This window comes from Actinoplanes sp. NBRC 101535 (assembly GCF_030269225.1).
Taxonomy (GTDB): domain Bacteria; phylum Actinomycetota; class Actinomycetes; order Mycobacteriales; family Micromonosporaceae; genus Actinoplanes; species Actinoplanes rectilineatus.
Genome location: NZ_BSSY01000009.1, coordinates 115,480 through 138,881, shown reverse-complemented (window position 1 = coordinate 138,881; position 23,402 = coordinate 115,480). Strand labels below are relative to the sequence as shown.

20 protein-coding genes and 1 riboswitch are annotated in these 23,402 nt (G+C 71.8%); of the genes, 11 read left to right on the top strand and 9 right to left on the bottom strand.

Features of this window, described 5'->3' with window-relative positions:
• Positions 1-2: 2 nt before the first annotated feature.
• The gene (locus tag QSK32_RS25005) at positions 3-371 is read right to left on the bottom strand and encodes a MerR family transcriptional regulator (protein WP_045743089.1); all 369 of its coding nucleotides are present in this window, start codon (positions 369-371) and stop codon (positions 3-5) included.
• A gap of 113 nt (positions 372-484) precedes the next feature.
• Here QSK32_RS25005 and QSK32_RS25000 point away from each other — a divergent pair, with 113 nt between their 5' ends.
• Positions 485-1,558, top strand: a complete 1,074-nt coding sequence (locus QSK32_RS25000; RefSeq protein ID WP_045743088.1) for an alkene reductase — start codon at positions 485-487, stop codon at positions 1,556-1,558.
• A gap of 172 nt (positions 1,559-1,730) precedes the next feature.
• Here the strand turns inward: QSK32_RS25000 and QSK32_RS24995 are convergent, their stop codons facing one another.
• Complete coding sequence (locus tag QSK32_RS24995) at positions 1,731-2,591, bottom strand: bifunctional 5,10-methylenetetrahydrofolate dehydrogenase/5,10-methenyltetrahydrofolate cyclohydrolase (RefSeq protein WP_045743087.1); 861 nt, start codon at positions 2,589-2,591, stop codon at positions 1,731-1,733.
• 15 nt (positions 2,592-2,606) lie between these two features.
• Positions 2,607-2,689: riboswitch (ZMP/ZTP riboswitch) on the bottom strand.
• Between the two features lie 124 nt (positions 2,690-2,813).
• On the opposite strand from QSK32_RS24995, the gene dxs reads away from it, so the two are divergent.
• From dxs to QSK32_RS24975, 4 genes are read left to right on the top strand one after another with little or no spacing between them, the layout of a single operon-like run.
• Positions 2,814-4,736: a 1-deoxy-D-xylulose-5-phosphate synthase gene (gene dxs / locus QSK32_RS24990; protein ID WP_045743086.1), complete on the top strand. Its 1,923-nt coding sequence runs from the start codon at positions 2,814-2,816 to the stop codon at positions 4,734-4,736.
• Positions 4,737-4,783: 47 nt separating this feature from the next.
• On the top strand, positions 4,784-6,109 hold the full coding sequence (locus tag QSK32_RS24985) for an outer membrane protein assembly factor BamB family protein (RefSeq protein WP_285473336.1): 1,326 nt from the start codon (positions 4,784-4,786) through the stop codon (positions 6,107-6,109).
• Positions 6,110-6,137: 28 nt separating this feature from the next.
• A complete protein-coding gene (locus QSK32_RS24980; protein ID WP_045743084.1) occupies positions 6,138-7,490 on the top strand; it encodes an outer membrane protein assembly factor BamB family protein in 1,353 nt (450 codons plus the stop codon).
• A 50-nt stretch (positions 7,491-7,540) separates the two neighbouring features.
• Positions 7,541-8,827, top strand: a complete 1,287-nt coding sequence (locus tag QSK32_RS24975; protein WP_285473335.1) for an outer membrane protein assembly factor BamB family protein — start codon at positions 7,541-7,543, stop codon at positions 8,825-8,827.
• Positions 8,828-8,949: 122 nt separating this feature from the next.
• Here QSK32_RS24975 and QSK32_RS24970 read toward each other — a convergent pair whose 3' ends face one another.
• Positions 8,950-9,324 carry a hypothetical protein gene (locus QSK32_RS24970; RefSeq protein ID WP_285473334.1) on the bottom strand — a complete coding sequence of 125 codons (375 nt, stop codon included), beginning with the start codon at positions 9,322-9,324 and terminating at the stop codon, positions 8,950-8,952.
• A 295-nt stretch (positions 9,325-9,619) separates the two neighbouring features.
• Here QSK32_RS24970 and QSK32_RS24965 point away from each other — a divergent pair, with 295 nt between their 5' ends.
• Both QSK32_RS24965 and QSK32_RS24960 read left to right on the top strand, forming a co-directional pair.
• Positions 9,620-10,294: a response regulator transcription factor gene (locus QSK32_RS24965; protein WP_045743081.1), complete on the top strand. Its 675-nt coding sequence runs from the start codon at positions 9,620-9,622 to the stop codon at positions 10,292-10,294.
• The gene (locus QSK32_RS24960) at positions 10,291-11,508 is read left to right on the top strand and encodes a sensor histidine kinase (protein ID WP_083449077.1); all 1,218 of its coding nucleotides are present in this window, start codon (positions 10,291-10,293) and stop codon (positions 11,506-11,508) included. Before QSK32_RS24965 ends, QSK32_RS24960 begins: the two co-directional genes overlap by 4 nt.
• Positions 11,509-11,566: 58 nt before the next feature.
• Here QSK32_RS24960 and QSK32_RS24955 read toward each other — a convergent pair whose 3' ends face one another.
• The 4 genes from QSK32_RS24955 to QSK32_RS24940 form a co-directional block, all read right to left on the bottom strand.
• Positions 11,567-12,550: a hypothetical protein gene (locus QSK32_RS24955; RefSeq protein ID WP_285473333.1), complete on the bottom strand. Its 984-nt coding sequence runs from the start codon at positions 12,548-12,550 to the stop codon at positions 11,567-11,569.
• 152 nt (positions 12,551-12,702) lie between these two features.
• Positions 12,703-14,763 carry a 3-hydroxyacyl-CoA dehydrogenase NAD-binding domain-containing protein gene (locus QSK32_RS24950; RefSeq protein WP_285473332.1) on the bottom strand — a complete coding sequence of 687 codons (2,061 nt, stop codon included), beginning with the start codon at positions 14,761-14,763 and terminating at the stop codon, positions 12,703-12,705.
• Positions 14,760-15,956 (bottom strand): thiolase family protein, encoded by a 1,197-nt coding sequence (locus tag QSK32_RS24945; RefSeq protein ID WP_285473331.1) that lies wholly within the window; start codon positions 15,954-15,956, stop codon positions 14,760-14,762. The genes QSK32_RS24950 and QSK32_RS24945 overlap by 4 nt, the downstream gene beginning before the upstream one ends.
• A gap of 244 nt (positions 15,957-16,200) precedes the next feature.
• On the bottom strand, positions 16,201-17,514 hold the full coding sequence (locus tag QSK32_RS24940; RefSeq protein WP_083449076.1) for an HRDC domain-containing protein: 1,314 nt from the start codon (positions 17,512-17,514) through the stop codon (positions 16,201-16,203).
• A gap of 161 nt (positions 17,515-17,675) precedes the next feature.
• On the opposite strand from QSK32_RS24940, the gene QSK32_RS24935 reads away from it, so the two are divergent.
• A complete protein-coding gene (locus QSK32_RS24935; RefSeq protein WP_285473330.1) occupies positions 17,676-18,779 on the top strand; it encodes a S1C family serine protease in 1,104 nt (367 codons plus the stop codon).
• A gap of 269 nt (positions 18,780-19,048) precedes the next feature.
• Here the strand turns inward: QSK32_RS24935 and QSK32_RS24930 are convergent, their stop codons facing one another.
• A complete protein-coding gene (locus QSK32_RS24930) occupies positions 19,049-19,621 on the bottom strand; it encodes a DUF3000 domain-containing protein (protein ID WP_045743075.1) in 573 nt (190 codons plus the stop codon).
• Positions 19,622-19,703: 82 nt separating this feature from the next.
• Between QSK32_RS24930 and hemE the strand changes: the two genes are divergently transcribed.
• The 3 genes from hemE (at position 19,704) to hemQ (ending at position 22,921) form a co-directional block, all read left to right on the top strand.
• Positions 19,704-20,738 (top strand): uroporphyrinogen decarboxylase, encoded by a 1,035-nt coding sequence (hemE, locus tag QSK32_RS24925; RefSeq protein WP_045743074.1) that lies wholly within the window; start codon positions 19,704-19,706, stop codon positions 20,736-20,738.
• A 93-nt stretch (positions 20,739-20,831) separates the two neighbouring features.
• Entirely contained in the window at positions 20,832-22,223 is a 1,392-nt protein-coding gene (hemG, locus tag QSK32_RS24920; RefSeq protein WP_285473329.1) for a protoporphyrinogen oxidase, read from the top strand.
• Positions 22,220-22,921 carry a hydrogen peroxide-dependent heme synthase gene (gene hemQ, locus QSK32_RS24915; protein WP_045743072.1) on the top strand — a complete coding sequence of 234 codons (702 nt, stop codon included), beginning with the start codon at positions 22,220-22,222 and terminating at the stop codon, positions 22,919-22,921. The genes hemG and hemQ overlap by 4 nt, the downstream gene beginning before the upstream one ends.
• Here hemQ and QSK32_RS24910 read toward each other — a convergent pair.
• Positions 22,905-23,360 (bottom strand): GNAT family N-acetyltransferase, encoded by a 456-nt coding sequence (locus tag QSK32_RS24910; protein WP_045743119.1) that lies wholly within the window; start codon positions 23,358-23,360, stop codon positions 22,905-22,907. The two genes, hemQ and QSK32_RS24910, sit on opposite strands and share 17 nt — an antisense overlap.
• Positions 23,361-23,402 lie beyond the last annotated feature (42 nt).

Below are 23,402 nucleotides of genomic sequence, written 5' to 3'. Positions count from 1 at the left end.
TGTCAGGCGGCGGGCAGCTGTTCGCGGAAGCCCGCCGCCACCCCCATCAGCCGGTCCAGGGCGTCGCGGGCACGGACCAGGTCGTCGATGCGTTCGTCGAGGCGGGCGCGTTCCTCGGTCATCCGGATCATCGCGGCGTCCGAGTTCGCCAGGCTCGGTGACTCGGTGCACGGGAGCAGCTCGGCGATGGTCCGGCTGGAGAGGCCGGCGGCGTAGAGCCGCTGGATGAAGCCGACCCGCTCGACGTGTTCGGCGCGGTAGTGCCGCTGGCCGCTGGTGCTGCGCTCGCTGACCAGCAGTTGCTGCTCCTCGTAGTAGCGGATGGCCCGCACGCTGACGCCGGCCTTCGCCGCGAGGTCCCCGATCCGCACGTCGCCTCCCGTTTATTCCCTGTTGTGACCCGTCGCGCAGAGCTTGCCTCTGACGTCAACGTCAGGTTTTAGCGTAGCCGCACCTGACCCGACGGACCACGAAGGATCCCGATATGTCACAGCTTTTCAGTGCGTACCGGCTCGGCGATCTGACCCTCCCCAACCGCGTCGTGATGGCCCCGATGACCCGGGTCCGCGCCGGCGCCGGCGGCCTGGCCACCGCGTCGATGGCCGCCTACTACGCGCAGCGGTCGACCGCCGGCCTGATCGTCTCGGAGGGCGTGCAGCCGAGCCTTCTCGGACAGTCCAACCCCGGCACCCCCGGACTGCACACCGACGAGCAGACCGCGTCGTGGCGGCAGGTGACCGACGCCGTACACGTCAACGGAGGCCGGATCTTCGCCCAGCTGATGCACGGCGGCCGCGTCTCGCACCCGGACACCACCGGATTCCAGCCGGTCGGCCCGTCCGCGGTCGCGGCCACCGGGGACGTCTTCACCCCGGCCGGCCCGCAGCCGGCGCCGCTGCCCCGGGCACTGGACACCGCCGAGGTCCCGGAACAGGCCCGGTCCTACGGCGACGCCGCGCGGCGGGCGGTCGCGGCCGGCTTCGACGGGGTGGAGCTGCACGGCGCCAACGGGTACCTGATCTCGCAGTTCCTCTCCAGCAACGCCAACCTGCGGACGGACGTCTACGGGGGTTCGGTGGCGGGACGGATCCGGTTCGCGATCGAGGCGGTGGCGGCCACCGTGGACGCGGTCGGCGCGGACCGGACCGGGATCCGGCTCTCGCCCGGCGGCGGGTTCTGGGGCGTCGAGGAGAACGACGCGCCGGAGCTGTACGCCGCGTTGCTGCCCGAACTGGCCCGGCTGGACATCGCGTACGTGCACGTGGAGGCGACGGCCGACGAGGAGACCCTGCTCGGTCTCCGCAAGGCGTGGCCGGGTGTGCTGATCATGAACCCGGTCTTCCCGATGGGACCGAGGCAGACCAGCCGTGTCGAGGCGGACCACTGGCTGGGGCTGGGCGCCGACCTGATCAGTTTCGGCCGGGCGTTCATCGCGAACCCGGACCTGGTCGAGCGCCTGCGGACCGGGGTGGCGCTGGCGCCGGTCGACGAGGCGACGTATTACCAGGGTGGTGACGCGGGCTATCTGACCTACCCGGCGCACCGGTACGCCGCTTGACCGACCGTGGTGCGTGGTGACTTCAGGCGCTGGGCGTGCCTGAAGTCACCACACCGGGTGGGTGCGTGGTGATTGCGGGCGCTGGGCGTGCCTGAAATCACCACACCGGGTGGGGCGTGGTGATTTCGGGCGTTCAGCGCGCCTGAAATCACCACACGAGTGGGGTCGAGCGTTACGGGTTGGCGCGCTCGGCGGCGGCCACGGCGTTGCGGAACAGCATGGCGACCGTGGTCGGGCCGACACCGCCGACGCGCGGGGTGATCGCGCCGGCCACGGAGGCGCAGGACTCGTCGACGTCGGGGAGCAGGCGGCGGCCCTCGTAGCGGACACCCGCACCGATGACCGTCGCGCCGGGCTTGACGTGTTCCGGCTGGATGATGCCGGGGACGCCGACCGCGGCGATCAGGATCTCGGCCCGCTTGGTGTACCGCTCCCAGTCCTTCACCCCGGTGTGCACCACGGTGACCGCGGCATTGGCGGTCGGCCGCTTCTGCGCGAGCAGCATGGCCAGCGGGCGGCCCAGGGTGGCGCCGCGACCGAGGATGACCACCTCGCGGCCGGCGACCTCGATGTCGTGGAAGGCGAGGAGCGCCTCGATGCCGGCCGGGGTGCAGGGCAGCGGGCCGGGCAGGCCGACGGCGAGGCGTCCCATGTTGAGCGGGTGCATGCCGTCGACGTCCTTGTCGGGGTCGAGGGTCTGCAGGGCGGCGTCGTAGTCCAGGTGGGCCGGGATCGGGTACTGGATCAGGACGCCGTGCACGTCCTTGTCGTCGTTGAAGCCGGCGATCACCTTGAGCAGGTCGGCCTGGGTGACGTCGCCGCCGAGGTGCTCGTGCGGGGACGCGAAGCCGAGGTCGGCGGCCTGCTTCTGCTTGATCCGGATGTATCCGGCGCTGGCGTCGTCGTCGCCGACCAGGATGGTGGCGAGACTCGGGTGGACGCCGCGGGCCTTGAGGGCGGTGACGCGCTCACGCACGTCGGCGAGAACCGATTCGGCGACGGGGGCGCCGGGAAGAAGACGAGCGGTGGACATGGGTATCCCTCCTCAGGCGGGAGCCCAGGCGGTCGACTCCTCGTGACGAGCTCCCCGATGGTTGAACCATCCCCTGGCCGCCAGTCGCTGCTATCTCTCCAGGATGCCGGACGTCACGGGGCGGTGACCGGCCGGGGGCTGATGTGAAGGTTGTGTGGAGGAGAGGGGGACAAGCTTTCACTCCAGTAGCACGGCGGCGGCGCACCGATAGACTCTCTGCTCATGAGCGACTCCCCCTCGACCCCGGCCGGCCTGCTGACGACCATCAACACCCCCGGTGATCTGAAGCGACTGTCCGCGGAGCAGCTGACGCTGCTCGCGGCCGAGATCCGTGACTTCCTGGTGGCGAAGGTGTCGCGGACCGGGGGTCACCTCGGTCCCAACCTGGGCGTGGTGGAGACGACCCTGGCGCTGCACCGGGTCTTCGACTCGCCGCGCGACAAGATCCTCTTCGACACCGGCCACCAGTCGTACGTGCACAAGATCCTGACCGGCCGGCAGGACGGGTTCGACCTGCTGCGCCAGCGGGGTGGCCTGACCGGCTACCCGAGCCGTGCCGAGAGCGAGCACGACCTGATCGAGAATTCGCACGCCTCCACGGCCCTCTCCTACGCGGACGGTCTGGCCAAGGCGTTCACGCTGCGCGGCGAGGACCGGCACGTGGTGGCGGTGGTCGGTGACGGCGCGCTGACCGGCGGCATGTGCTGGGAGGCCCTCAACAACATCGCGGCCACGAAGAACCGGCTGGTCATCGTGGTCAACGACAACGGCCGGTCGTACGCGCCGACCATCGGCGGCCTGGCCGACCACCTCTCCACGCTGCGCCTGAACCCGGGCTACGAGAAGGTCCTCGACCTGGTCAAGGACGCGCTGGGGCAGACGCCGGTGGTGGGCAAGCCGGTGTTCGAGGTGCTGCACGCGGTCAAGAAGGGCATCAAGGACGCGGTCAGCCCGCAGCCGATGTTCGAGGACCTGGGCCTGAAGTACATCGGTCCGGTGGACGGCCACGACCAGCAGGCGATGGAGTCCGCGCTGCGCCGGGCCAAGGGCTTCGACGCCCCGGTGATCGTGCACGCGGTGACCCGCAAGGGCTACGGCTACAGCCCCGCCGAGCAGGACGAGGCGGACCGCTGGCACAGCCCCAGCGCGTTCGACGTGGAGACCGGCAAGATGGTGGCCTCGTCCACGCTGAAGTGGACGAAGGTGTTCGCCGAGGAGCTGGTGGAGATCGCCGACGAGCGCCCGGACGTGGTCGGGATCACCGCCGCGATGGCCGAGCCGACCGGGATCGCCGCGCTGGCCAAGAAATACCCCGAGCGGACGTACGACGTGGGCATCGCCGAGCAGCACGCGGCGACGTCCGCGGCCGGCCTGGCGATGGGCGGCCTGCACCCGGTCGTGGCGGTGTACGCGACCTTCCTGAACCGGGCGTTCGACCAGGTCCTGCTGGACGTGGCGATGCACAACCTGCCGGTGACGTTCGTGCTGGACCGGGCCGGCATCACCGGTCCGGACGGCCCGAGTCACTACGGCATGTGGGACATGAGCGTCTTCGGCGTGGTGCCGGGCCTGCGGATCGCCGCGCCCCGGGACGCGGCGACGTTGCGTGAGGAGCTGCGCGAGGCGGTCGCGGTCGACGACGGCCCGACCATCGTGCGGTTCCCGACCGGCGCGGTCGCCCCGGACACCCCGGCGCTGCGCCGGGTCGGCCAGGTCGACGTGCTGCGCGAGGACGAGGGCAAGGACATCCTGCTGGTCGCGGTGGGTTCCTTCGCGGGCCTGGGGCTGGACGTCGCGGAGCGGCTCGCCGAGCAGGGGTACGGCGTGACGGTCGTCGACCCGCGCTGGGTCCGTCCGGTGCCGATCGAGCTGACCGGCCTGATCGCCCAGCACCGTCTGGTGGTGACGATCGAGGACGGTGTCCGGGCCGGCGGTGTCGGTGACGCGGTGGCGAGTGCCCTGCGGGACGCGCGTGTCGCGGTGCCGTTGCGGGACTTCGGGGTGCCGGTCGGCTTCCACCCGCACGGCACCCGGGCCGAGATCCTCACCTCGCTGGGACTGACCGCGCAGGACATCGCCCGGGACGTCACCGGTTGGGTGTCGGGTCTGGACGTCGAGGCGCCGACCGAGAAGGCGTCGATCTGACATCACGCCACTGAGCGACTTCGTTATGTAACCGTTACCTTTGTTGGATGGGTGCGGACATCGCGAGCGGGCCGGTCGTCGTCATCGAACTGGGGCTGGACCGCGGCGAACCGGAGACGTACTCCCGGCCGGGGCGGCGCACCACGCCGCTCTGGCTGGGACCGGCGCTGGTCGCGCTGGCCGTCCTGTTCGGGGCGGTGGCCTCGGCGCCGCCGCCCGGCCCGCCGATCCGCGAGGTGTTCCGGGTGCCGATCGGGCCCGGCGACCCCTACGCGCTCACCGACGACGGCCGGCTGCTGCTGCAGAGTGCCGGGATGCTCACGTCGTACCGGCTGGCCGACGGCGAACCCGTCTGGCGGGTCGGCCAGAACATCCCGGTCTACCGGCTGCGGACCGGCAACGACATGCTCCTGCTGCGGCCCCGGGCCGCCAACCGCGCCGCCGAACCCGGCACCACGGCCCTCTCGCTGCGCACCGGCGCCCGGGAATGGCGGCACGACCGTGAGGTGGTCAGCTTTCCGGGCATCCCGCTGATGTTCGCGGTGGACGCGGTCCGCAGCCTCTCCAGCAGCCGCCGGGTGCAGAACACCGTCGAGGCGATCGACCCGGACGCCGGCCTGCCCCGCTGGCGGGTGGAGGTGCCGTCCACCGCGGTGCTGATCCCGGTCCCGGGCGTCTCGGACAGCCTGTCCCGGATGCTGCTGATCCGTGACGACCGGACCGCCGACCTGTACGACATGCAGTCCGGGGCGCACCTGGCCGGCCGGGCACTGCCGGCCGCCGGCTACGACCCGGAGAACCCGGTGGTGGCCGGTGGCGTGGTGCTGCTGCGACACCCCGGACCGGACGGCATGGCGGTGACCGCGTACGACCCGGTGGACATGCGGCAGCTCTGGAGCAGGCCGTTCCACCGGACCCGGGCGATCCGGGTGTGCGGGGACCTGGCCTGCCTGATCGGGGTGGACGGCGTCCGGGCGGTCGAGCCGTTCACCGGGGACGAGAAGTGGTCGCAGCCGGGCTGGACCGGGGTCGAGACGTACGGCTCGCGGCTGGTCGCGTACGGGTCGCCGGGCGGGGACGACCCGATCGCGGTGGCCGACACGGCGACCGGCCGTCCGGTCGTGGACCTGGGCGGATGGCGGCCGGTCAGCGGCGATCCGGGACACGGCGAGATGCTGCTGACCCGGATGGCCGGCGACGGGACGCGTACCATGGTCGCGGTCGTGGCCCCGGGGGCCGCGCGGCCCCGCCTGGTGGCCGAGCTCCCGCAGGGGACCGGTGAGTGCCGGGCGGCGCCGAGCCGGCTGATCTGCCGGTCGATGTACGGCGAGCTCGTGGTCGGGGAGTACCTGACGACGGCGGGCGCGGGCTGATCCGCGCGTACTGATTGAGGGTTGTCGCGTGACGCTGATCGAGCTGGACCTCGACGCGACGCCCGGCCCCGCGCCGGGCCGGCAACCCCCGCCGTGGCGCTACCGCCGGACCGGTCTGCTGGTGGCGGTGGTCCTGGTGATCGCCCTGGGCGGGGCGGCGCCCGCGGCCGGCATGTTCTGGCGTCTGCTCGGCGAGGTGGCCGGCGGTAACGTCGCCGAGTCGCCGGCCCAGCTGGTCGGCGGGCGGATCTACACACTCTCGGCGACCTTTCCGGACCGGGAGCTGAGCGCCTGGGACCCGGCGGACGGCCTGCGGCGGCTGTGGACCGCGCGGATCGTCGCGCCGCGGGACGCGGTCCGCGGGCTCTTCCTCTCCCGGATCACGGTGAGCGCCGCCGGTGACGTGGTGCTGGTCGGCGACCGGCTGAACACCACGGCGCTGGACGCGGCGGACGGCCACACGCGGTGGACCAGGACCAGCCCGGTCACGCCGCTGGCCGCGGGCGGCACCGGGATCGTCACCGACGTGGTGTTCCGGGCCGGCACCGAGTACGACCAGGAGTCCGGCGATCCCGGCATGCTCTATTTCTCGGCCGACGGCGCGCCGCACACCGAGCCGCCGATCCGCACCGACGTCCGCGGCGTCGATCTGGTCACCGGTCAGGTGTTGTGGACCGCGCAGGCGCCGGGTTCGGTCAACGTCGAGCCGGCCGTGGCCGGGCAGCCGTCCGTGCTGATCACCTCGGCGACCGGTCTGGAGTTGCGGGACGGGCGCAGCGGGACGGTGGTGCGGGCGGCCGCGCTGCCCAAGGTGGCCGGATCCTGGCCGAGCAACGGTGCGATCCTCGGCGACGTGGTGCTGGTCCGGTACGACCAGGCGAGCCGTCAGGTGGGCTACGACCTGCGGACCCTGGAACAGCTCTGGAGCCGCGACATCCCGGACATGCAGGCCGAGCCGGCCGACTGCGACCAGGTGCTCTGTGCCGGGGACCGGGGCGACCTGAGTGTGCTGGACCCGCGCACCGCGCGACCGGTCTGGACCGTGGTGGACGCCGTCGACCTGAGCATGCGCGCCGGTCACGTGCTGGAGACCGACGCCGAGACGGGCGCCCCGCTGCGGCTGGCGGACGCGCACACCGGCCGGATCCGGCGGGAGCTGTCCGGATGGTCCGAGGCGCTGGACGGGCCGGCGGCCGGCCCGCTGGTGCTGCGGCGGACGGCCGGGGACGGCGAGGCGGCGTTCGGGGCGGTGCCGCCGGGGCACGCCGAGGTCCGGCTGCTCGGTGCGGCCCGGGTCGGCGACGGGGACTGCCAGGCCGACGACCGCTACGTGGTGTGCCCGAACGGGCAGGATCTGCGGATCTGGGCGTACCGGTTCTGAGACCGCCGGCGGCAGAATGAGGGGGATCGCCGCCGATCGGGGGGCCCGGTGTGAGCGAGAACCGGATCGACCTCGGCGAGATGCCGCGCGGTGCCGCACGGGCCGAGACACGGGAGCCGCCGGTGCCGCGGCGCTCGCTGCTCGCCGTCGTGTCGATGCTGCTGCTCCTGACCATGTCGGCGGCGGGCGCGACGGACCGGCCGGAGCCGCCCCTGCTGCTGCCCGCGGCCCGCGGCGACACCATGACGGTCGCCGGTGACCGGCTCTTCGTGATCAGCGGGCGGGCGACCAGCCGGCGGACCGTGCAGGCGTACGCCTTGCCGTCCGGCCGCCGGTTGTTCCGCAACACGTTCGCGGTCGGCGGCGAGGTGGTGAACATCGTGGACGCCGGTGACGACCGGATGCTGGTCACCGTGCAGAACCCGCAGAGCGGCGTGTTCAGCACGATCGCGCTGCGTGGCGGGGTGCCCGAGCCGCTGTGGGAACGCCCGGCGCTGTCCCACGGGGTGTCGGTGGCCGACGGCGTCGTGGTGATCCGTCAGGAGGAGGTGGTCGGCGCCGGGCTGACCGAGTGGCACGGCGTCGACCTGGAGACCGGCGAGTCCCGCTGGACGGTGCACGAGGGTCTCGGCGACGACGTGACCCTGTCCACCTGGACCTGTGGATATCCGCAGTGGCTGTACATGATGACCCGGGACGGCCGGCTGCAGGCGCGGGACACCCGGACCGGCCGGGTGACGGCCCAGGTGGACGTGCCGGAACGCCGCAGCGGGGGTGTGGTGCTGTGGGCGGCCGGCGAACTGGTCATGATCGGTGCCGGTGACCAGGGCACCACCGGATACGACGCGAGCGCCGGGCTCGCCCCGCGGTGGCGGAGCGGCCTGAACCTGACGTGGTACAGGGGACCGACCGGGTGCGGGGAGCTGATCTGCGCGTACCTGCCGCAACGCGGGGTCGTGGTGATCGATGCGCGGACCGGCCTGGAACGGTGGTCGTCGGACCGGTGGGAGTCGGCGGAGCCGGTGGGGGACTACCTGCTGGCCGGGGCGCCGGACACCGCCGTTCCGGCGTTGCACGTGCTCGATCCGGCCACCGGCGACGTGCTCGGTCAGGTGGGGCCGTGGCGCAGCGGTGGCCCGGGCCCGGAGCCGCGGACCGCCTGGGTGTTCCGGGCCGCCGAGGGGGAGGGCCGGATCTTCTACGGGGTCCTCGACCTGCCCCGGGCGCGGGTGCGGATGCTGGGTGCGGCGGAGGAGGCCATCGGCGACTGCCGGTTCGCCGCCGGCACGCTGGTCTGCCGCCGTTCCGACTATCGGATCGGGGTGTGGCGTTCTTAGAATGCGAGAACGGGACCGGAGGAGAATTCCGGCCCCGTTCTCATGATTCCGCGGTCGACGCCGGGAGGTAACGCCCGGCACCCCCGTCGCCGCGGAATGACCAATCAGCCGATCGTTGCCGACTAGTAGTTCCGGATGTCGATGCGGTCGTACGCGTAGGCGCTGGGCAGCCGGCCCTTGTAAGTGCCGTAGAGGCCGGTGACGGTCCTGCTGGTCGAGCCCTTGCCCTGCGCGATGATGACGCCGGTGTTCACGTCCCACACCCGCCACGGGCTGTCGCTGCCCCGGGTCGAGACGCTGATGTACAGGGTGTGTGCGCTGGTCGTGCTGATCGTTCCGGTGTTGCAGCTCCGGCCGTTGAGCGGGTTGTAGAAGGACGGCGCCGAGCAGCCGACCCCGGTCTGGGCGACCGCGGCGGAGGCCGGCGCGGCGATGCCGGCCAGGATGGCGGTGGTCGCCGCGGTGATGGCCACGGCGCGCTTGGTCGTCGGATTCATCAATTCCCCGTTTCTCGTTCCGGTGGTGACCGCGGTGACGGTAGTAGAACGTTCTTATATTTTCCAGTCGATCTATGTAATCGGACTGTAACGGGCCGTGTGACGATTCAAAATGGACACTCGGCGTCGAATTCCGTCAATTATTTGTCGCGTTCGGCAAAATTGTGACGAGTGGCTATGGGCGGCTCGGGGCATCGCGGAATCCGAAGGGGTGTCATGCCTTCGGTAGCCTGCAGCTACGTCCCTCCCGTGCCGGTCCGTGCCGGGATCGACCGGACGGCTACGGAGGTCTGCGGTGCGGGTGCTGGTGGTGGAAGACGAGCGGAACATGGCCGACGCGATCGCGCGCGGACTGCGCCGCAAGGGGATGGCGGTGGACGTCGCCTACGACGGTCTGCAAGGACACGAGATGGCGTTCGTCACGCGGTACGACGTCCTCGTCCTCGACCGCGACCTGCCCGGCATGCACGGTGACGAGATCTGCGCCGACCTGGTCGCCTCCGGCACCCTGACCCGGGTGCTGATGCTCACCGCCAGCGGCACGGTCGCCGACCGGGTCGAGGGCCTCGAGCTCGGTGCCGACGACTACCTGGCCAAGCCGTTCGCCTTCGAGGAACTGGTGGCCCGGGTGCAGGCGCTCGGCAGGCGGGCCACCCCCGCGGCGCCGCCGGTGCTCGTCGTCGGCACCCTGGTGCTGGACCAGACCCGCCGGGTGGTCACCCGCGGAGGCGCGCCGGTCGAGCTCACCAACAAGGAGTTCGGCGTCCTGGAGGAACTGCTCAAGGCCCGCGGCGGCGTGGTCTCCGCCGAGGAGCTGCTGGAACGGGTCTGGGACGCCAACACCGACCCGTTCACCACGACCGTCCGGGTGACCATCAACACCCTGCGCAAGAAGATCGGCGACCCGCCGCTGATCGAGACCGTGGTCGGCGCCGGTTACCGGGTCCCCGAACCGGTCGTGGCGTCGTGACGGTCTACCCCGGCCGGAAGACCCTCTGGCAGATCTGGACGCGGCCCACCCTGCGACTGCGGCTGACCCTGCTCAACGGCATCCTGCTGATCGGCGCCGGCGCGGTCCTGGTGGTGCTCGCCTGGCTGCTGGTCAGCGAATCGCTGCACCCGGTCGACGAACTGCTCGCCGGTTCCACCGTGTCCCTCGCCGACGGCACCACCCGGGACGCGCTCGACTGGCAGGCCGACATGGAGGCGCAGTCCTCCCAGGAGCTGCTGGTCAAGGGACTCAGCGCGCTGGTCGGCATCGGCGTCCTCGGGATCGCCTGCGCGTACGTGGTGGCCGGCCGGGCGCTGCGCCCGCTGCAGGCGGTCACCCAGGCCGCCCAGCGGCTCGGTGAGGAGACGCTCGACCAGCGGATCCGGTACTCCGGGGCGGACGACGAGGTGGCCGAGCTGGCCCGGACCTTCGACGCGATGCTCGACCGGCTGACGGCGGCGTTCGAGTCGCAGAAACGGTTCGTCGCCAACGCGTCGCACGAGCTCCGGACCCCGCTGGCGGTGATGCGCACCGAGATCGACGTCACGCTCAGCGACGACGAGGCGGACGTGGCGGAGTACCGCCGGATGGCGAAGGTGGTGCGCAACGCCTCCGAACGGGCCAACGGGCTGGTCGACGCGCTGCTCGTGCTCGCCCGGTCGGAGGCGCAGTCCGGCCGCCGGCTGGTCCGCAAGGTGCCGGCGGACCTGGCGACCAGCGTCTACAACGCGCTGTCCGCGGTGAAGGCGGAGGCCGGCCGGTTGAAACTGGACATCACCACCGACCTGGAGGCGGCGCCGGTGGTCGGCGACCCGAGCCTGCTCGACCGGCTGGCCGGCAACCTGATCGAGAACGCGATCCGGTACAACCACCTGCTGGGCCGCCTGTGGGTACGCACCGAGTCGTCGGACGGCCAGGTCCGGCTGATCGTCGGCAACACCGGATACGAGGTGGAGCCGGCCGACGTGCCGGGGCTGTTCGAGCCGTTCCGGCGGGGCGGCTGGGAGCGTACCGGCTCGCGGGGGTCCGGGCTGGGCCTGTCGATCGTCCGGGCGGTCTGCGACGCGCACGGCGGGACCGTCTCCGCGGTGGCGCAGGAGGGCGGTGGCCTGGAGGTCACGGTCGTCCTGCCGGGTGCGTCGGCCACCCCGGTCGTCTCCGCCACCGCGAGCGTCCCCAAGGTCAAGGCCTGAGACGGGACCGGGCCGGCACGCTCAGCGCGCCGGCCCGGAACGTACGAGCAAGAAGGGGTCAGCTCTTCTTCTCGATCTGCGCCCGCAGCTTCGGGAACTCGGCCTTCACCTTGGCGGCCTTCTTGAAATACCACATCACCATGCCGATGCTGCCCTCGTCGGCCCAGCTGCAGACCGCCACGTCGATGCCGGACGCGTCCGCGGTGCCGCACTGCGCCGCGCCACCGAGGTCACCGGTGCTCGCGTCGCCGAGGTCGTTCACCTTGAGGCCGCCCAGACCGATGCCGGCGAAGGTCTGCGACAGGGCGAGGTCGGGGTCCGGGATCGGCGCCTCGACGGCGATCGCGATCACGATGTTCTGCTTCTCCACGTCGCCGTAGAACGCGCCGAACGAGGTGCCCGCACCCGGGTAGCCGGTGGCCAGGCCGGACTCCATCTGCTCGGTGATGCCGGCGAACTGGCCGTCGGTCAGTTTCTCCCGGCCGCCGAGCGTCTTCGGCTCGGTGATGGTGACCGACGAGGTGTTCTCGGTCTCGGTCGCCTCCGGCAGGCCGGGCGCCGCCGAGGCGGTCGGCAGGGCGTCGAACGCCTCCTTGGCGTCCTCGACGGTGTTCTTGCCGATCAGGACCACGCTGGCGATGCCGCCGATGCACAGCACCAGGAAGATGGCGACCGAGGTCAGCACGATCGGCAGGACCTTGGACTTCTTCTGCGGCGGGCCCGGCGGGTAACCCGGCGGCACGCCGAAACCGGGCTGGCCGGGCTGGCCGGGAGCCGGGTATCCGGGCTGCTGGGCGTAACCGGGCTGGTCGGCGCCGGGCGGCGGGTAACCCGGCTGGCCGTAGCCGGGCTGACCGGGCTGGCCGGAGACCGGGTGACCCGGCGGCGGGGGATAACCGGGCTGACCCGAGACGGGCTGACCGGAGGCAGGCGGGCCGAACTCGGGCCGGCCCGGCGCCGGCCACCCGGGCGGCGGGCCCGGTTGCGGCGGCACCGAGGTCGGGTAGTCGGGGTTGGGCGGGCCGAACGGCGGCTGCGACATCAAAGCTCCATGATCTGTACTCGTCGTCCGGGGAGCCTAGCCGCAGGGTGCGACACCCGCCGTCCGCTTTTCCGGCACCTAGGCTCCGGCATCCGGACAACGGAAAGCCCCGCGCCGGACGACGCGGGGCTTTCCGGGGTAAAACGCCTCGATCAGGCGGGTACGCCGGCCACACCCTGTGGCAGGAATCGCTTACCTGTCACCCGTTCGGCGGTCCCACTCCGGTCCAGGTAGGGCGTCACACCACCGAGGTGGAACGGCCAGCCGGCCCCGAGCACCATGCACAGGTCGATGTCCTGCGCCTCGGCGACCACACCCTCGTCGAGCATGATCCGGATCTCCTCGGCCAGGGCGGCGAGGGTGTTCTCGCGTACCTCGTCGGCGGTGGACGGCGCGGAACCGCCCTCCACCAGCGCGAGCACCTCGGGGTTGAGTTCGTCGTCGACGAGCAGCGGCAGACCCGCGTCCACGATCCGCTTGAGGTTGGGGCTGTCGGTGAACCGGTCCGGGAAGGCCGCGTGCAGCGTCTCGCCCACGTGGTACGCCACCGCGGGCCCGACCAGCTGCAGCAGCGCGATCGGGCGCATCGGCAGGCCCAGCGGGTCGAACGCCTCGTTCACCACCGACAGCGGCGTGCCGGCGTCGACGGCCCGGAAGACCTCGTTGGTGAACCGGGTGAGCACCCGGTTCACCACGAACGCCGGGGCGTCCTTGACCAGCACCGACGACTTGCGCAGCTGCTTGCCGACGGCGAACGCGGTGGAGAGGGTGGCGTCGTCGGTCTTCTCGCCCTTGATGATCTCCAGCAGGGGCAGGACGGCGACCGGGTTGAAGAAGTGGAAGCCGACCAGCCGCTCCGGGTGCTCCAGATCGGCCGCCATCGCGGTGACCGAGAGCGAGCTGGTGTTGGTGGCGAGGACCGCCTCCGGGGTGACGATCTTCTCCAGCTCGGCCCAGATCTGCTTCTTGAGATCGAGGTTCTCGAAGACCGCCTCGATCACGAAGTCGGCGTCGGCGAAGACCGCCTTGTCCACCGAGCCGCTGACCAGGCCGCGCAGCTTGGCCGCGGTGCCCTCGTCCATCCGGTGCTTGCCGACCAGCTTGTCGATCTGCGCGTGGACGTAGGCGACGCCCTTGTCCACCCGAGCCTGGTCCAGGTCGGTGAGTACCACCGGCACCTGCAGGCGTCGCAGGAAGAGCAGGGCGAGCTGGGAGGCCATCAGGCCGGCGCCGATGATGCCGACCTTGGTGACCTTGCGGGCCAGTCCGGCGTCCGGCACCCCGACCGGGCGCTTGGCGCGACGCTGGACCAGGTCGAACGCGTACAGGCTGGACCGGGACTCGTCGCCCATGATCAGGTCGGCGAGCACCTGGGTCTCGGCGGCGGTGCCGTCGGCGAAGGACGCCTCCTTGGCCAGTGCGAGCAGCTCGAGCGCCTTGTTCGCGGACGGGACCGCGCCGTGCAGCTTCTCGTCGAGCTGCTGCTTGGCGAAGTACAGCACGCCGTCCCACATGTCCTTGTCGACCTCGGGGCGGATCACCTCGACCTCGCCCCGGACGACACCGGCAGCCCACGCGAGCGAACTCTCCAGGAAGTCGGCCGGCTCGAACAGCACGTCCGCGACACCCAGCTCGGCGGCCTGCTTCGGCCGTAGCGTCTTCTGGGTGAGCGGGTTCTGCAGGATCACCTGGGCCGCACCCGGGATGCCGATCAGGTTGGGCAGCAGCTGACTCCCGCCCCAGCCGGGCACCAGGCCGATGGCGACCTCCGGCAGGCCGAGCGCCGCCGCCCCGCCGGAGACCGTGCGGTAGTGGCAGTGCAGGGCGACCTCGAGGCCACCGCCGAGCGCCGCGCCGTTGATGAAGGCGAAGGTCGGGATCGCACTGTCCTTCAGCCGGGCGAACACCCGGTGGCCGAGCTCGCCGAGCTCGACGGCCTGGGCACGGTCCTGCAGGAACGGGATGCCGGTGATGTCCGCGCCGACGCAGAAGATGTACGGCTTACCGGTGACGGCGATGAAGGCGGGCGCCGCCGCGGTGGCCGTGGTGATCGCCTCGTCGAGCGAGGTCAGCCCGGCCGGGCCGAAACTGTTCGGCTTCTTGTGGTCGAAACCGTTGTCCAGGGTGATCAGCGCGGCCTGCTTGTCCAGCCCCGGCACGCTGACCAGACGGACGATGGCCCTGGTCACTACCTCTTTGGGGTGAGAGATCACTTCGCCGCGCCTTCCCAGTTCGGGTTCTCCCAGATCACGGTGCCGCCCATGCCGATGCCGATGCACATGGCGGTGAGGCCGTACCGCACCTCGGGGTGCTCGGCGAAGTGCCGGGCGAGCTGGGTCATCAGGCGCACGCCGGAGGACGCCAGCGGGTGACCGATGGCGATCGCACCGCCCCACGGGTTGACCCGCGGGTCGTCGTCGGCGATGCCGTAGTGGTCGAGGAAGGCGAGGACCTGGACCGCGAACGCCTCGTTCAGCTCGAACAGGCCGATGTCGTCGATGGTCAGGCCGGCCTTCTTCAGGGCCTTCTCGGTCGACGGGATCGGGCCGTACCCCATGATCTCCGGTTCGACGCCGACGTAGCCGAAGGACACCAGCCGCATCGCCACCGGCAGGCCCAGCTCGCGGGCGGTCGCCTCGTCGGCCAGGATCGCCGCGGTCGCGCCGTCGTTGAGACCGGCCGCGTTGCCCGCGGTGATCCGGCCGTGCGGGCGGAACGGGGTCTTCAGCGTGGCGAGCTTCTCCAGCGAGGTCTCGCGGGGCGCCTCGTCCACGGTGGCCAGGCCCCAGCCCTGCTCGGCGCTGCGCAACGCCACCGGGACCAGGTCGGGCTGGAGCTTGCCGTTCGCATAGGCCTTCGCGGTCTTGATCTGCGAGTTCAGGCCGTAGGCGTCGGTGCGCTCCTTGGTGATGTGCGGGAGCCGGTCGTGCAGGTTCTCCGCCGTCGCGCCCATCACCAGGGCGGACGGGTCGACCAGTTTCTCCGCCAGGATCCGCGGGTTGGGGTCGGCGCCCTCACCCATCGGGTGCCGGCCCATGTGCTCGACGCCGCCCGCGAACGCGATGTCGTATGCCCCCATGGCGATGCCGCCGGCGACGTTGGTGACCGCGGTCATCGCACCCGCGCACATCCGGTCGACGGCGTAGCCCGGGACGGTCTTCGGCAGGCCCGACAGCAGGGCCGCGGTGCGGCCGATGGTCAGGCCCTGGTCACCGGTCTGGGTGGTGGCCGCGATGGCGACCTCGTCCACCCGGTCCAGCGGGAGCTGGGGGTTCCGCTTGATCAGCTCTCGGATGCATCGGATCACCAGGTCGTCGGCGCGGGTCTCGGCATACATGCCGCCGGCCTTGCCGAACGGGGTGCGGACGCCGTCGACGAAGACGACCTCGCGTACTTCACGGGGCACAGCAAGCCTCCTTGCGGGCGTGAACCCAAATGTGTCGGCAATGCTACTCGCCGGTAACTAGAGGGTGCCATCCCCTTGAGAATCAACATCGAGATCAGGATGTCGTAGCGGGGTGGTGGGTGCGGACCGTCGCTCCCGCCGAGGGCCCCGAAGAACTTCACTGGCCGCTGACGCGTCCAGAACGTGAAGCCCTCCGAGGCGACCTGCGTGAGTGGTGGCGCTCGACCCCGCAAAACCCGGTCGGTCAGGTGGCGGACGGGTCGGGGAGGACCTCGGCGATGCGGTCGGCGATCAGGCCGACCTGCCAGTTACGGGCGCCGAAACCGCGCAGCGTGTCACCGACCGTCTGCGGGGACACCTCGTCCGGCGGCGACCAGGCCAGCCGCCGGATGAAGTCCGGGCTGATCAGGTTCTCCGGGGGCAGGTTGTGCTTCTCGGCGGTGCCCACCACGACCTGCCGGCACCGGGCCAGCCGGGCCGCGGCGACCGGGTCACGCTCGGCCCAGCGGTGCGGCGGGGGCGGACCGTCCACCGGCTGGTTCACCGGCAGCGCGTCGTCCGGCAGGGCACGGGCCTGATCCAGCGCGTCCAGCCAGATCTTGGCGAGACGGCGGACCGAGCGTCCCCCGAAGCCGGCGATGGCGAGCAGGGTGCGCTCCTCCTTCGGATCCGACTCGGCGGCGGCGACGATCGCGGTGTCGGGCAGGACCCGGCCGGGGGCGGTGTCCCGGCGGGCGGCGACACCGTCCCGGGCGTACCAGAGGGCGCGGACCCGGGACTGGGCGCGGGCGCCGCGGACCCGGTGGATGCCGGAGGTGCGGCGCCACGGGTCGGGGCGGACCCGGGGCGGCCGGTCCGCGGAGGCCACCAGCGCCTCGAACTCCTCGGCGGCCCACGCGGTCTTGCCCTGCCGCTCCAACTCGGCGGCCAGCAGGTCACGCAGGTCGGTCAGCAGCTCGACGTCCAGGGCGGCGTACGTCAGCCAGGACTCCGGCAGCGGCCGGGTCGACCAGTCCGCCGCCGAATGGTGTTTCTCCAGCGAGTAGCCGAGCAGCTGCTCGGTGAGCGCGGCCAGGCCGACCCGCTCGAACCCGGCCAGCCGCGCGGCCAGCTCGGTGTCGAACAGCCGGCGCGGGCGCATGCCGATCTCGGCGAGACAGGGCAGGTCCTGGCTCGCGGCGTGCAGCACCCACTCGGTGTCGGCCAGGGCCTCGTCCAGGGTGTGCAGGTCGTCCAGCGGCAGCGGGTCCAGCAGGACGGTCCCGGCGCCGGCGCGGCGCAGCTGTACGAGGTAGGCCCGCTGGGTGTAGCGGTAGCCGGAGGCCCGTTCGGCGTCCACGGCCACCGGGCCGGTGCCCGCGGCCATACGCGCGACGACCTCGGCCAATGCGGCCGCGGTCTCCACGGGTCTCGGGGTCCCCTCACGGGGCGCGGTCAACGGTGTTGCGGATGGCTCTTGCTCGGAACCGCCAGAACTCGGGCCGGGCGGCACTTCGTGCGGTCCGTCCCCTGCTGTGTCCGGCGAGTCCCGACGGCGCAGGGGTGCTTCGTCGGTCACTCCGTAACCCTACGGGGGACGGTGGCCCTGTCGTGCGCAGCCGGGGTCCGGCGCGTCGATTCCCGATCTTCGTCATCCGATCTTCGCCCGGAACTCATCCGTTGGGCGTTCCGGTGCGTATCACCTGTCGGCAGCACCGAGACCACGGGAAGGCCGCGCCAGTGACCTCTTTCGAGCCCTTCACGCCCGCTTCCGGCGACGACCCCCGCCGGAGGCGCGAGGAGAGCTGGGCCCGGCCGAACGACGACTGGCGCACTGATCTCTCCTGGGAGCAGCAGCAGCCCTCCTGGGCGCAGCCGTCCCAGCAGCAGCCGCAACAACCGCAGCAGCACTGGGCGCCGCAGGACCCGTGGTCCCAGCAGGATTCCTGGACGCAGCCGTCCCAGCAACAGCCCCAGTACGCGCAGCCGCAGCCCGACCCCTGGGCCCAGTACCAGCAGGCACAGCAGCCGCAACAGCCCCAGCAGCCGCAGTGGAGCACGGCTCCGGAGCCGGCGTACGCGCCGGGGCCCGCGCCCCGGGCCCGCCGTGGTTTCCCGGTCAAGACGCTCGGCATGGTGCTGGTCGGCGCGTTGATCGTGGTCTCGGCGTGGCAGGCCTTCCGGGTGGAGACCCTGATCAAGAGCAGCTCGGACCTGACCGAGGCGGTCGCGAGCGGCAGCGCCGGACTGGACCAGCAGCCCGCCGCGGCCTTCGACCCGGAGGGTGTCTCCGAGGCCGTGCTGCCCAGCGTCTTCCGGGTCCGGGCCGGTGACTTCACCGGGACCGCGTTCGCGGTCGGCACCACCAACGGCGGAGCTACCAGCCTCTTCACCAACTATCACGTGGTCGAGGAGGTCTTCGAGGACGGCGACCGGGACGTACAGCTGGAGCGGGGTGACCGGCAGATCTCGGCGACCATCGTCAAGGTCGCCCCGGACCGGGACCTGGCCCTGCTGCGGACCAGCACCGAGATCGAGCCGCTCGACGTGGAGTTCACCGCGGTCAAGGCCGGTCAGCCGGTGCTCGCCGTCGGCGCGCCGCTCGGCCTGGACGACTCGGTCACCTCCGGCGTGATCAGCGCGCTGCGCGACGACGACTCGGCCGGCCCGGCCATCCAGTTCGACGCGCCGATCAACCCGGGCAACTCCGGCGGCCCGGTGGTCAACGCGAACAAGAAGGTCGTCGGGATCGCCACCGCGAAGGCCCGCGACGCCGAGGGCATCGGCCTGGCCATCCGGATCGAGCTGGCCTGCACCGAGATGGGTGCTTGCGGCGAGGGCTGACCCCCACTCCCCAACCGCGTGTGTTGACTTTCGGCGTCCAGCGCGCCCAAAGTCACCACACCCCCGCAGGTGTGTTGAATTTCGGCGCTCTGGACGCCCAAAGTCACCACACCCCGGCAGGTGTGGTGACTTTTGGCGCGCAGAGCGCCCAAATTCAACACACAGCCATGGGTGTGTTGAATTTGGGCGTCCAGGCCGCCTTAACTCTCCACACCGCTGTGGGTGTGTTGAGTTCGGGCGTTCAGAGCGCCCGAAGTCAACACACCGGGTCAGGAGGCCGGGGCGTGGTGGCGGTCGGTGAGCGACGAGACACCGGGCGGCGGCAGGCCGGCCGTCGAGGCCAACATCGCGCACCAGCCGCGCAGGTGCGCACCGAAGTCGCCGGACGTCGGCGTCCAGGACGCGCGGACCTCCAGGTCAGCGGTGGGTTCCGGGCCGGCCAGTTCGCCGAACCGGGTGGACGCGGTCTGCGTGATCGTGCCGCCGATCGCGGTGTAGGCCGCCGCGTTCTGGTCCAGCGCGTCGGTCAGCCAGGTCCAGGCCACGTCGGGCAGCAGCGGATCGGTGGCGAGATCGGACTCGAGTTCCGCGGTGACCAGGGTGACCAGACGCAGGTCACCCTGCCAGGCGTCGTGCCCGGCCGGGTCGTGCAGCAGGATGAGCCGGCCGCTCGCGACCTCGTCGCCGCCGCGGAGGACGGTGGCGCTGAGGGCGAACGCGAAAGGCGCGAGACGCTGGGGCGGGGCGATCTCCTCGAGCAGGATCTCCGTCCACGGCGAATCCGCGCGTAACCCGGCGACGGCGCGGGTGAACGCCTCGGGGGCAGCGGAGGGGGACGCCATGGTGGAAGACTATGCCGATCTACCGGATGGTCCGTGCTCGCCGCGCCGCCGGGTCGCTTCACTCACGTGTCACCATGGCTCGGTGACGGTTCTCGACGATTCCCCCTTCCTCCGCGCGTGCCGCGGCCTTCCCGGTTCGCACACGCCGGTCTGGTTCATGCGGCAGGCGGGGCGCTCGCTGCCCGAATACCGCAAGATCCGGGCGGGGATCGGCATGCTCGAGTCGTGCCGCCGCCCCGATCTGGTCACCGAGATCACCCTGCAGCCGGTGCGCCGGCACGGGGTGGACGCGGCGATCCTGTTCAGCGACATCGTGGTGCCGCTCGCGGCGGCCGGCATCGATCTCGACATCGTGGCCGGCACCGGCCCGGTGGTGGCCGAGCCGGTGCGTGCCGAGACCGACCTGGAGCGCCTGCGCCCGATCACCGCGGACGATGTGGACTTCGTCGCCGAGTCGGTGCGGCTGCTGGTCGCCGAGCTGGGCACCACCCCGCTGATCGGCTTCGCGGGTGCGCCGTTCACGCTGGCCAGCTACCTCATCGAGGGCGGTCCGTCGCGGACCTACCTGAAGACCAAGGCCATGATGTACGCGGAGCCGAAGCTCTGGCACGCCCTGCTGTCCCGGCTCGCCGACATCACGCTGACGTTCCTGCGGACGCAGGTCGAGGCCGGGGTGAGCGCGGTGCAGCTGTTCGACTCGTGGGCCGGCGCGCTCTCCGAGGCCGACTACCGCGAATACGTGATGCCGCATTCGGCCGGGGTGCTGAGCGGCCTGGCCGACGCGGGTGTGCCCCGGATCCACTTCGGTGTGGGGACCGGGATGCTGCTGAAGGCGATGGGCGAGGCGGGCGCGGACGTGGTCGGCGTCGACTGGCGTACCCCGCTGGACGTCGCCACCGGGCTGATCGGGCCGGACAAGGCGGTGCAGGGCAACCTGGACCCGGCGATCCTGTTCGCCGGCTGGGAGACCGTGCAGCGCGAGGCCCGGCGGGTCCTGCGGCAGGGCACCGCGGCGCCCGGTCACGTGTTCAACCTCGGCCACGGTGTGATGCCGGAGACCGACCCGGAGATGCTGACCCGCCTGGTGGCGCTGATCCACGAGGAAAGTGCCCGCTGACCCGGGACCTATGACCCTGTGGCGGTGGGCCGGACCGTCACAGACTCGGACCCCGGCGGGTGCCGCCGGAACAGACCTGGGAGTGTGAGGAACGTGCGCAAGCGGATCGCGGTGATCGGCGGCGGCATCGCCGGACTGGCGGCCGCCGTGCGTCTGCGGGATCTTCTCGGGCCGGACGCCGACCTGGTGGTGTACGAGCAGGGTGACGCCCTCGGTGGCAAGCTGCGCACCGGTGAGCTGGGCGGCCTGACCGTGGAGCGCGGCGCCGAGTCCTTCCTCAACAGCGGCCCGGACGGGGCCGAGTCCGCGGCGGTGGCCCTGGCCCGGCGGATCGGCCTCGGCGACGACCTGGTGCACCCGGCGGCCCGGCCCGCGGCGCTGGCGATCGGCGGGCGTCTCGCCCCGATCCCGGGCGGCACCCTGGTCGGTGTGCCGGGAGATCTGTCGACCCTGGACGGGGTGGCGCTTGCGGAGGCCGGTGCGGACCGTGACGAGGGCCGTCCGCTGCTCGCGCCCGGCCAGGACATCGCGGTCGGTGAGCTGGTCCGCGCGCGGTACGGCGCCGAGGTGGTGGACCGGCTGGTCGATCCGATGCTCGGCGGGGTGTACGCGGGACGCGCCGACCGGCTGTCGTTGCGGGTCACCATGCCGCAACTGGCCCGGACCGCGGAGACCGAGCACACCCTGCGGGACGCGGTCCGCGCGGCGCAGGCGCAGAGCCGCCGGGTTCCCGGACGGCCGGTGTTCGCGGCGGTGAACGGCGGGATGGCCCGGCTGGTCGAGCGGGCCGCGGCGGCCGGGGGCGCGCGGATCGGGCTGGGCACGGCGGTGCGTGCGGTCACGCGTACCCCGAAGGGCTGGGAATTGACGCTCGGCCCGGCGGCTGCCCCGGAGACCGAGCACGTCGATGCGGTGATCCTGGCGGTGCCGGCCAGGCCGGCGGCCCGGCTGCTGTCGGCGGTCGCTCCCGGTGCCGCAGAGGCGGTGGGCCGGCTGGAGTATGCGAGTGTGGCGCTGGCCGGCCTCGCCCTGCCGCCCGGGACGAGCCTGCCCGACCTGTCCGGATTCCTGGTGCCGCCCGGTGCGGGGTCGCTGGTCAAGGCCGCGACGTTCTTCACGCACAAGTGGCCGCATCTGGACGGCGGGGACGGTCCGGTGATCGTGCGGGCGTCGTTGGGACGCGCCGGCGAGGAGGAACGTCTGCACCTCGACGACGACGCGCTGCTCGAGGTGGCGCGCAAGGAACTCGGCGAACTGATCGGAACCGGTCTGCCGACGCCGACCGCGTCCTGGGTCCAGCGGTGGGGCGGTGGTCTTCCGCAGTACGCGCCGGGGCACGCCGACCGGACCGTGGCCGCCCGCGCGGAGCTGCCGGACGGCCTGGCGCTGGCGGGCGCGGCATTCGACGGTGTCGGCATTCCGGTGTGTATCGCCAGCGGTGAGCGTGCCGCGGAAGATGTTTGCAAGTACTTGGAGGAACAATGAGCGAGCAGACCAACGCGGCGCGGATCAATGAGCTGAACGCCACCATCCGCTACACGATGTGGTCGGTGTTCAAGGTCGCGTCGCCGTTGCCGGCGCTCCGCGACGACCTGGCCGGTGAGGTCGACACGCTCTTCGCGCAGCTGGCCGAGAAGGACGTGACCATCCGCGGCACCTACGACCTGGCCGGTCTGCGGGCCGACGCCGACGTGATGATCTGGTGGCACTCGTCGTCCTCGGACGCGCTGCAGGACGCGTACAGCAAGTTCCGCCGCACCGGTCTGGGCCGGCACCTGACCCCGGTCTGGTCGCAGATGGCGCTGCACCGCCCGGCCGAGTTCAACCGCAGTCACCTGCCGGCGTTCCTGGCCGGCGAGGAGGCCCGGCACTACATCTGCGTGTACCCGTTCGTCCGCTCCTACGAGTGGTACGTCCTGCCGGAGGAGGAGCGTCGCCAGATGCTCGCCGAGCACGGCAAGATGGCCCGGCCGTTCCCGGACGTGCGCGCCAACACGGTGGCGTCGTTCGCGCTCGGCGACTACGAGTGGATGCTGGCGTTCGAGGCCGACGAGCTGCACCGCATCGTCGACCTGATGCGGGAGCTGCGGGCCTCGCGGGCGCGGCTGCACGTCCGCGAGGAGGTCCCGTTCTACACCGGCCGTCGCCGTTCGATCACCGAGCTGGTCAACGACCTGCCGTGACCCGCTTCATGGGTACGTGGGGGATGCCGTCCTCCACGTACTCCGGGCCGGTCACCTCGAACCCGAACCGGGCGTAGAAGTCCCGCAGGTGCGCCTGGGCGTCCAGCACGCTCGGGCGGTTGCCGATCACGGCCAGCGCCTCGGTGATCAGCTTTCCGGCCAGTCCGTGACCCCGTGCGTCCGGGGCGGTCACCACCCGGCCGATCCGTTCCACCCCGTGGTCGGCGAGGATCCGCAGATAGGCGCGGATCTCGCCGTCACGCTCGAACCACAGGTGCCGGGTGCCGGGTTCGGTGTCCCGCCCGTCCGGGTCGGGATAGGCGCAGTTCTGCTCCACTACGAATACGTCCGAGCGCAGTCTCAGGATGGCGTACAGCGTCGTGGTGTCGAGGTCCCGGAATGAGGCGACACGTAGGTCATCATGCGGTGCTGGGTGCATCCGCACAGCTTAGGCGGCGTGTCCTCACGTCCCGGCGACTCC

What these genes read in the sequence shown, in the direction of transcription:
- QSK32_RS25000 (WP_045743088.1), top strand. Translation starts at nt 485, where the DNA reads ATGTCACAGCTTTTCAGTGCGTACCGGCTCGGCGATCTGACCCTCCCC.
- QSK32_RS24995 (WP_045743087.1), bottom strand. Translation starts at nt 2,591, where the DNA reads ATGTCCACCGCTCGTCTTCTTCCCGGCGCCCCCGTCGCCGAATCGGTT.
- dxs (WP_045743086.1), top strand. Translation starts at nt 2,814, where the DNA reads ATGAGCGACTCCCCCTCGACCCCGGCCGGCCTGCTGACGACCATCAAC.
- QSK32_RS24985 (WP_285473336.1), top strand. Translation starts at nt 4,784, where the DNA reads ATGGGTGCGGACATCGCGAGCGGGCCGGTCGTCGTCATCGAACTGGGG.
- QSK32_RS24970 (WP_285473334.1), bottom strand. Translation starts at nt 9,324, where the DNA reads ATGAATCCGACGACCAAGCGCGCCGTGGCCATCACCGCGGCGACCACC.
- QSK32_RS24955 (WP_285473333.1), bottom strand. Translation starts at nt 12,550, where the DNA reads ATGTCGCAGCCGCCGTTCGGCCCGCCCAACCCCGACTACCCGACCTCG.
- QSK32_RS24930 (WP_045743075.1), bottom strand. Translation starts at nt 19,621, where the DNA reads ATGGCGTCCCCCTCCGCTGCCCCCGAGGCGTTCACCCGCGCCGTCGCC.
- hemQ (WP_045743072.1), top strand. Translation starts at nt 22,220, where the DNA reads ATGAGCGAGCAGACCAACGCGGCGCGGATCAATGAGCTGAACGCCACC.
- QSK32_RS24910 (WP_045743119.1), bottom strand. Translation starts at nt 23,360, where the DNA reads ATGCACCCAGCACCGCATGATGACCTACGTGTCGCCTCATTCCGGGAC.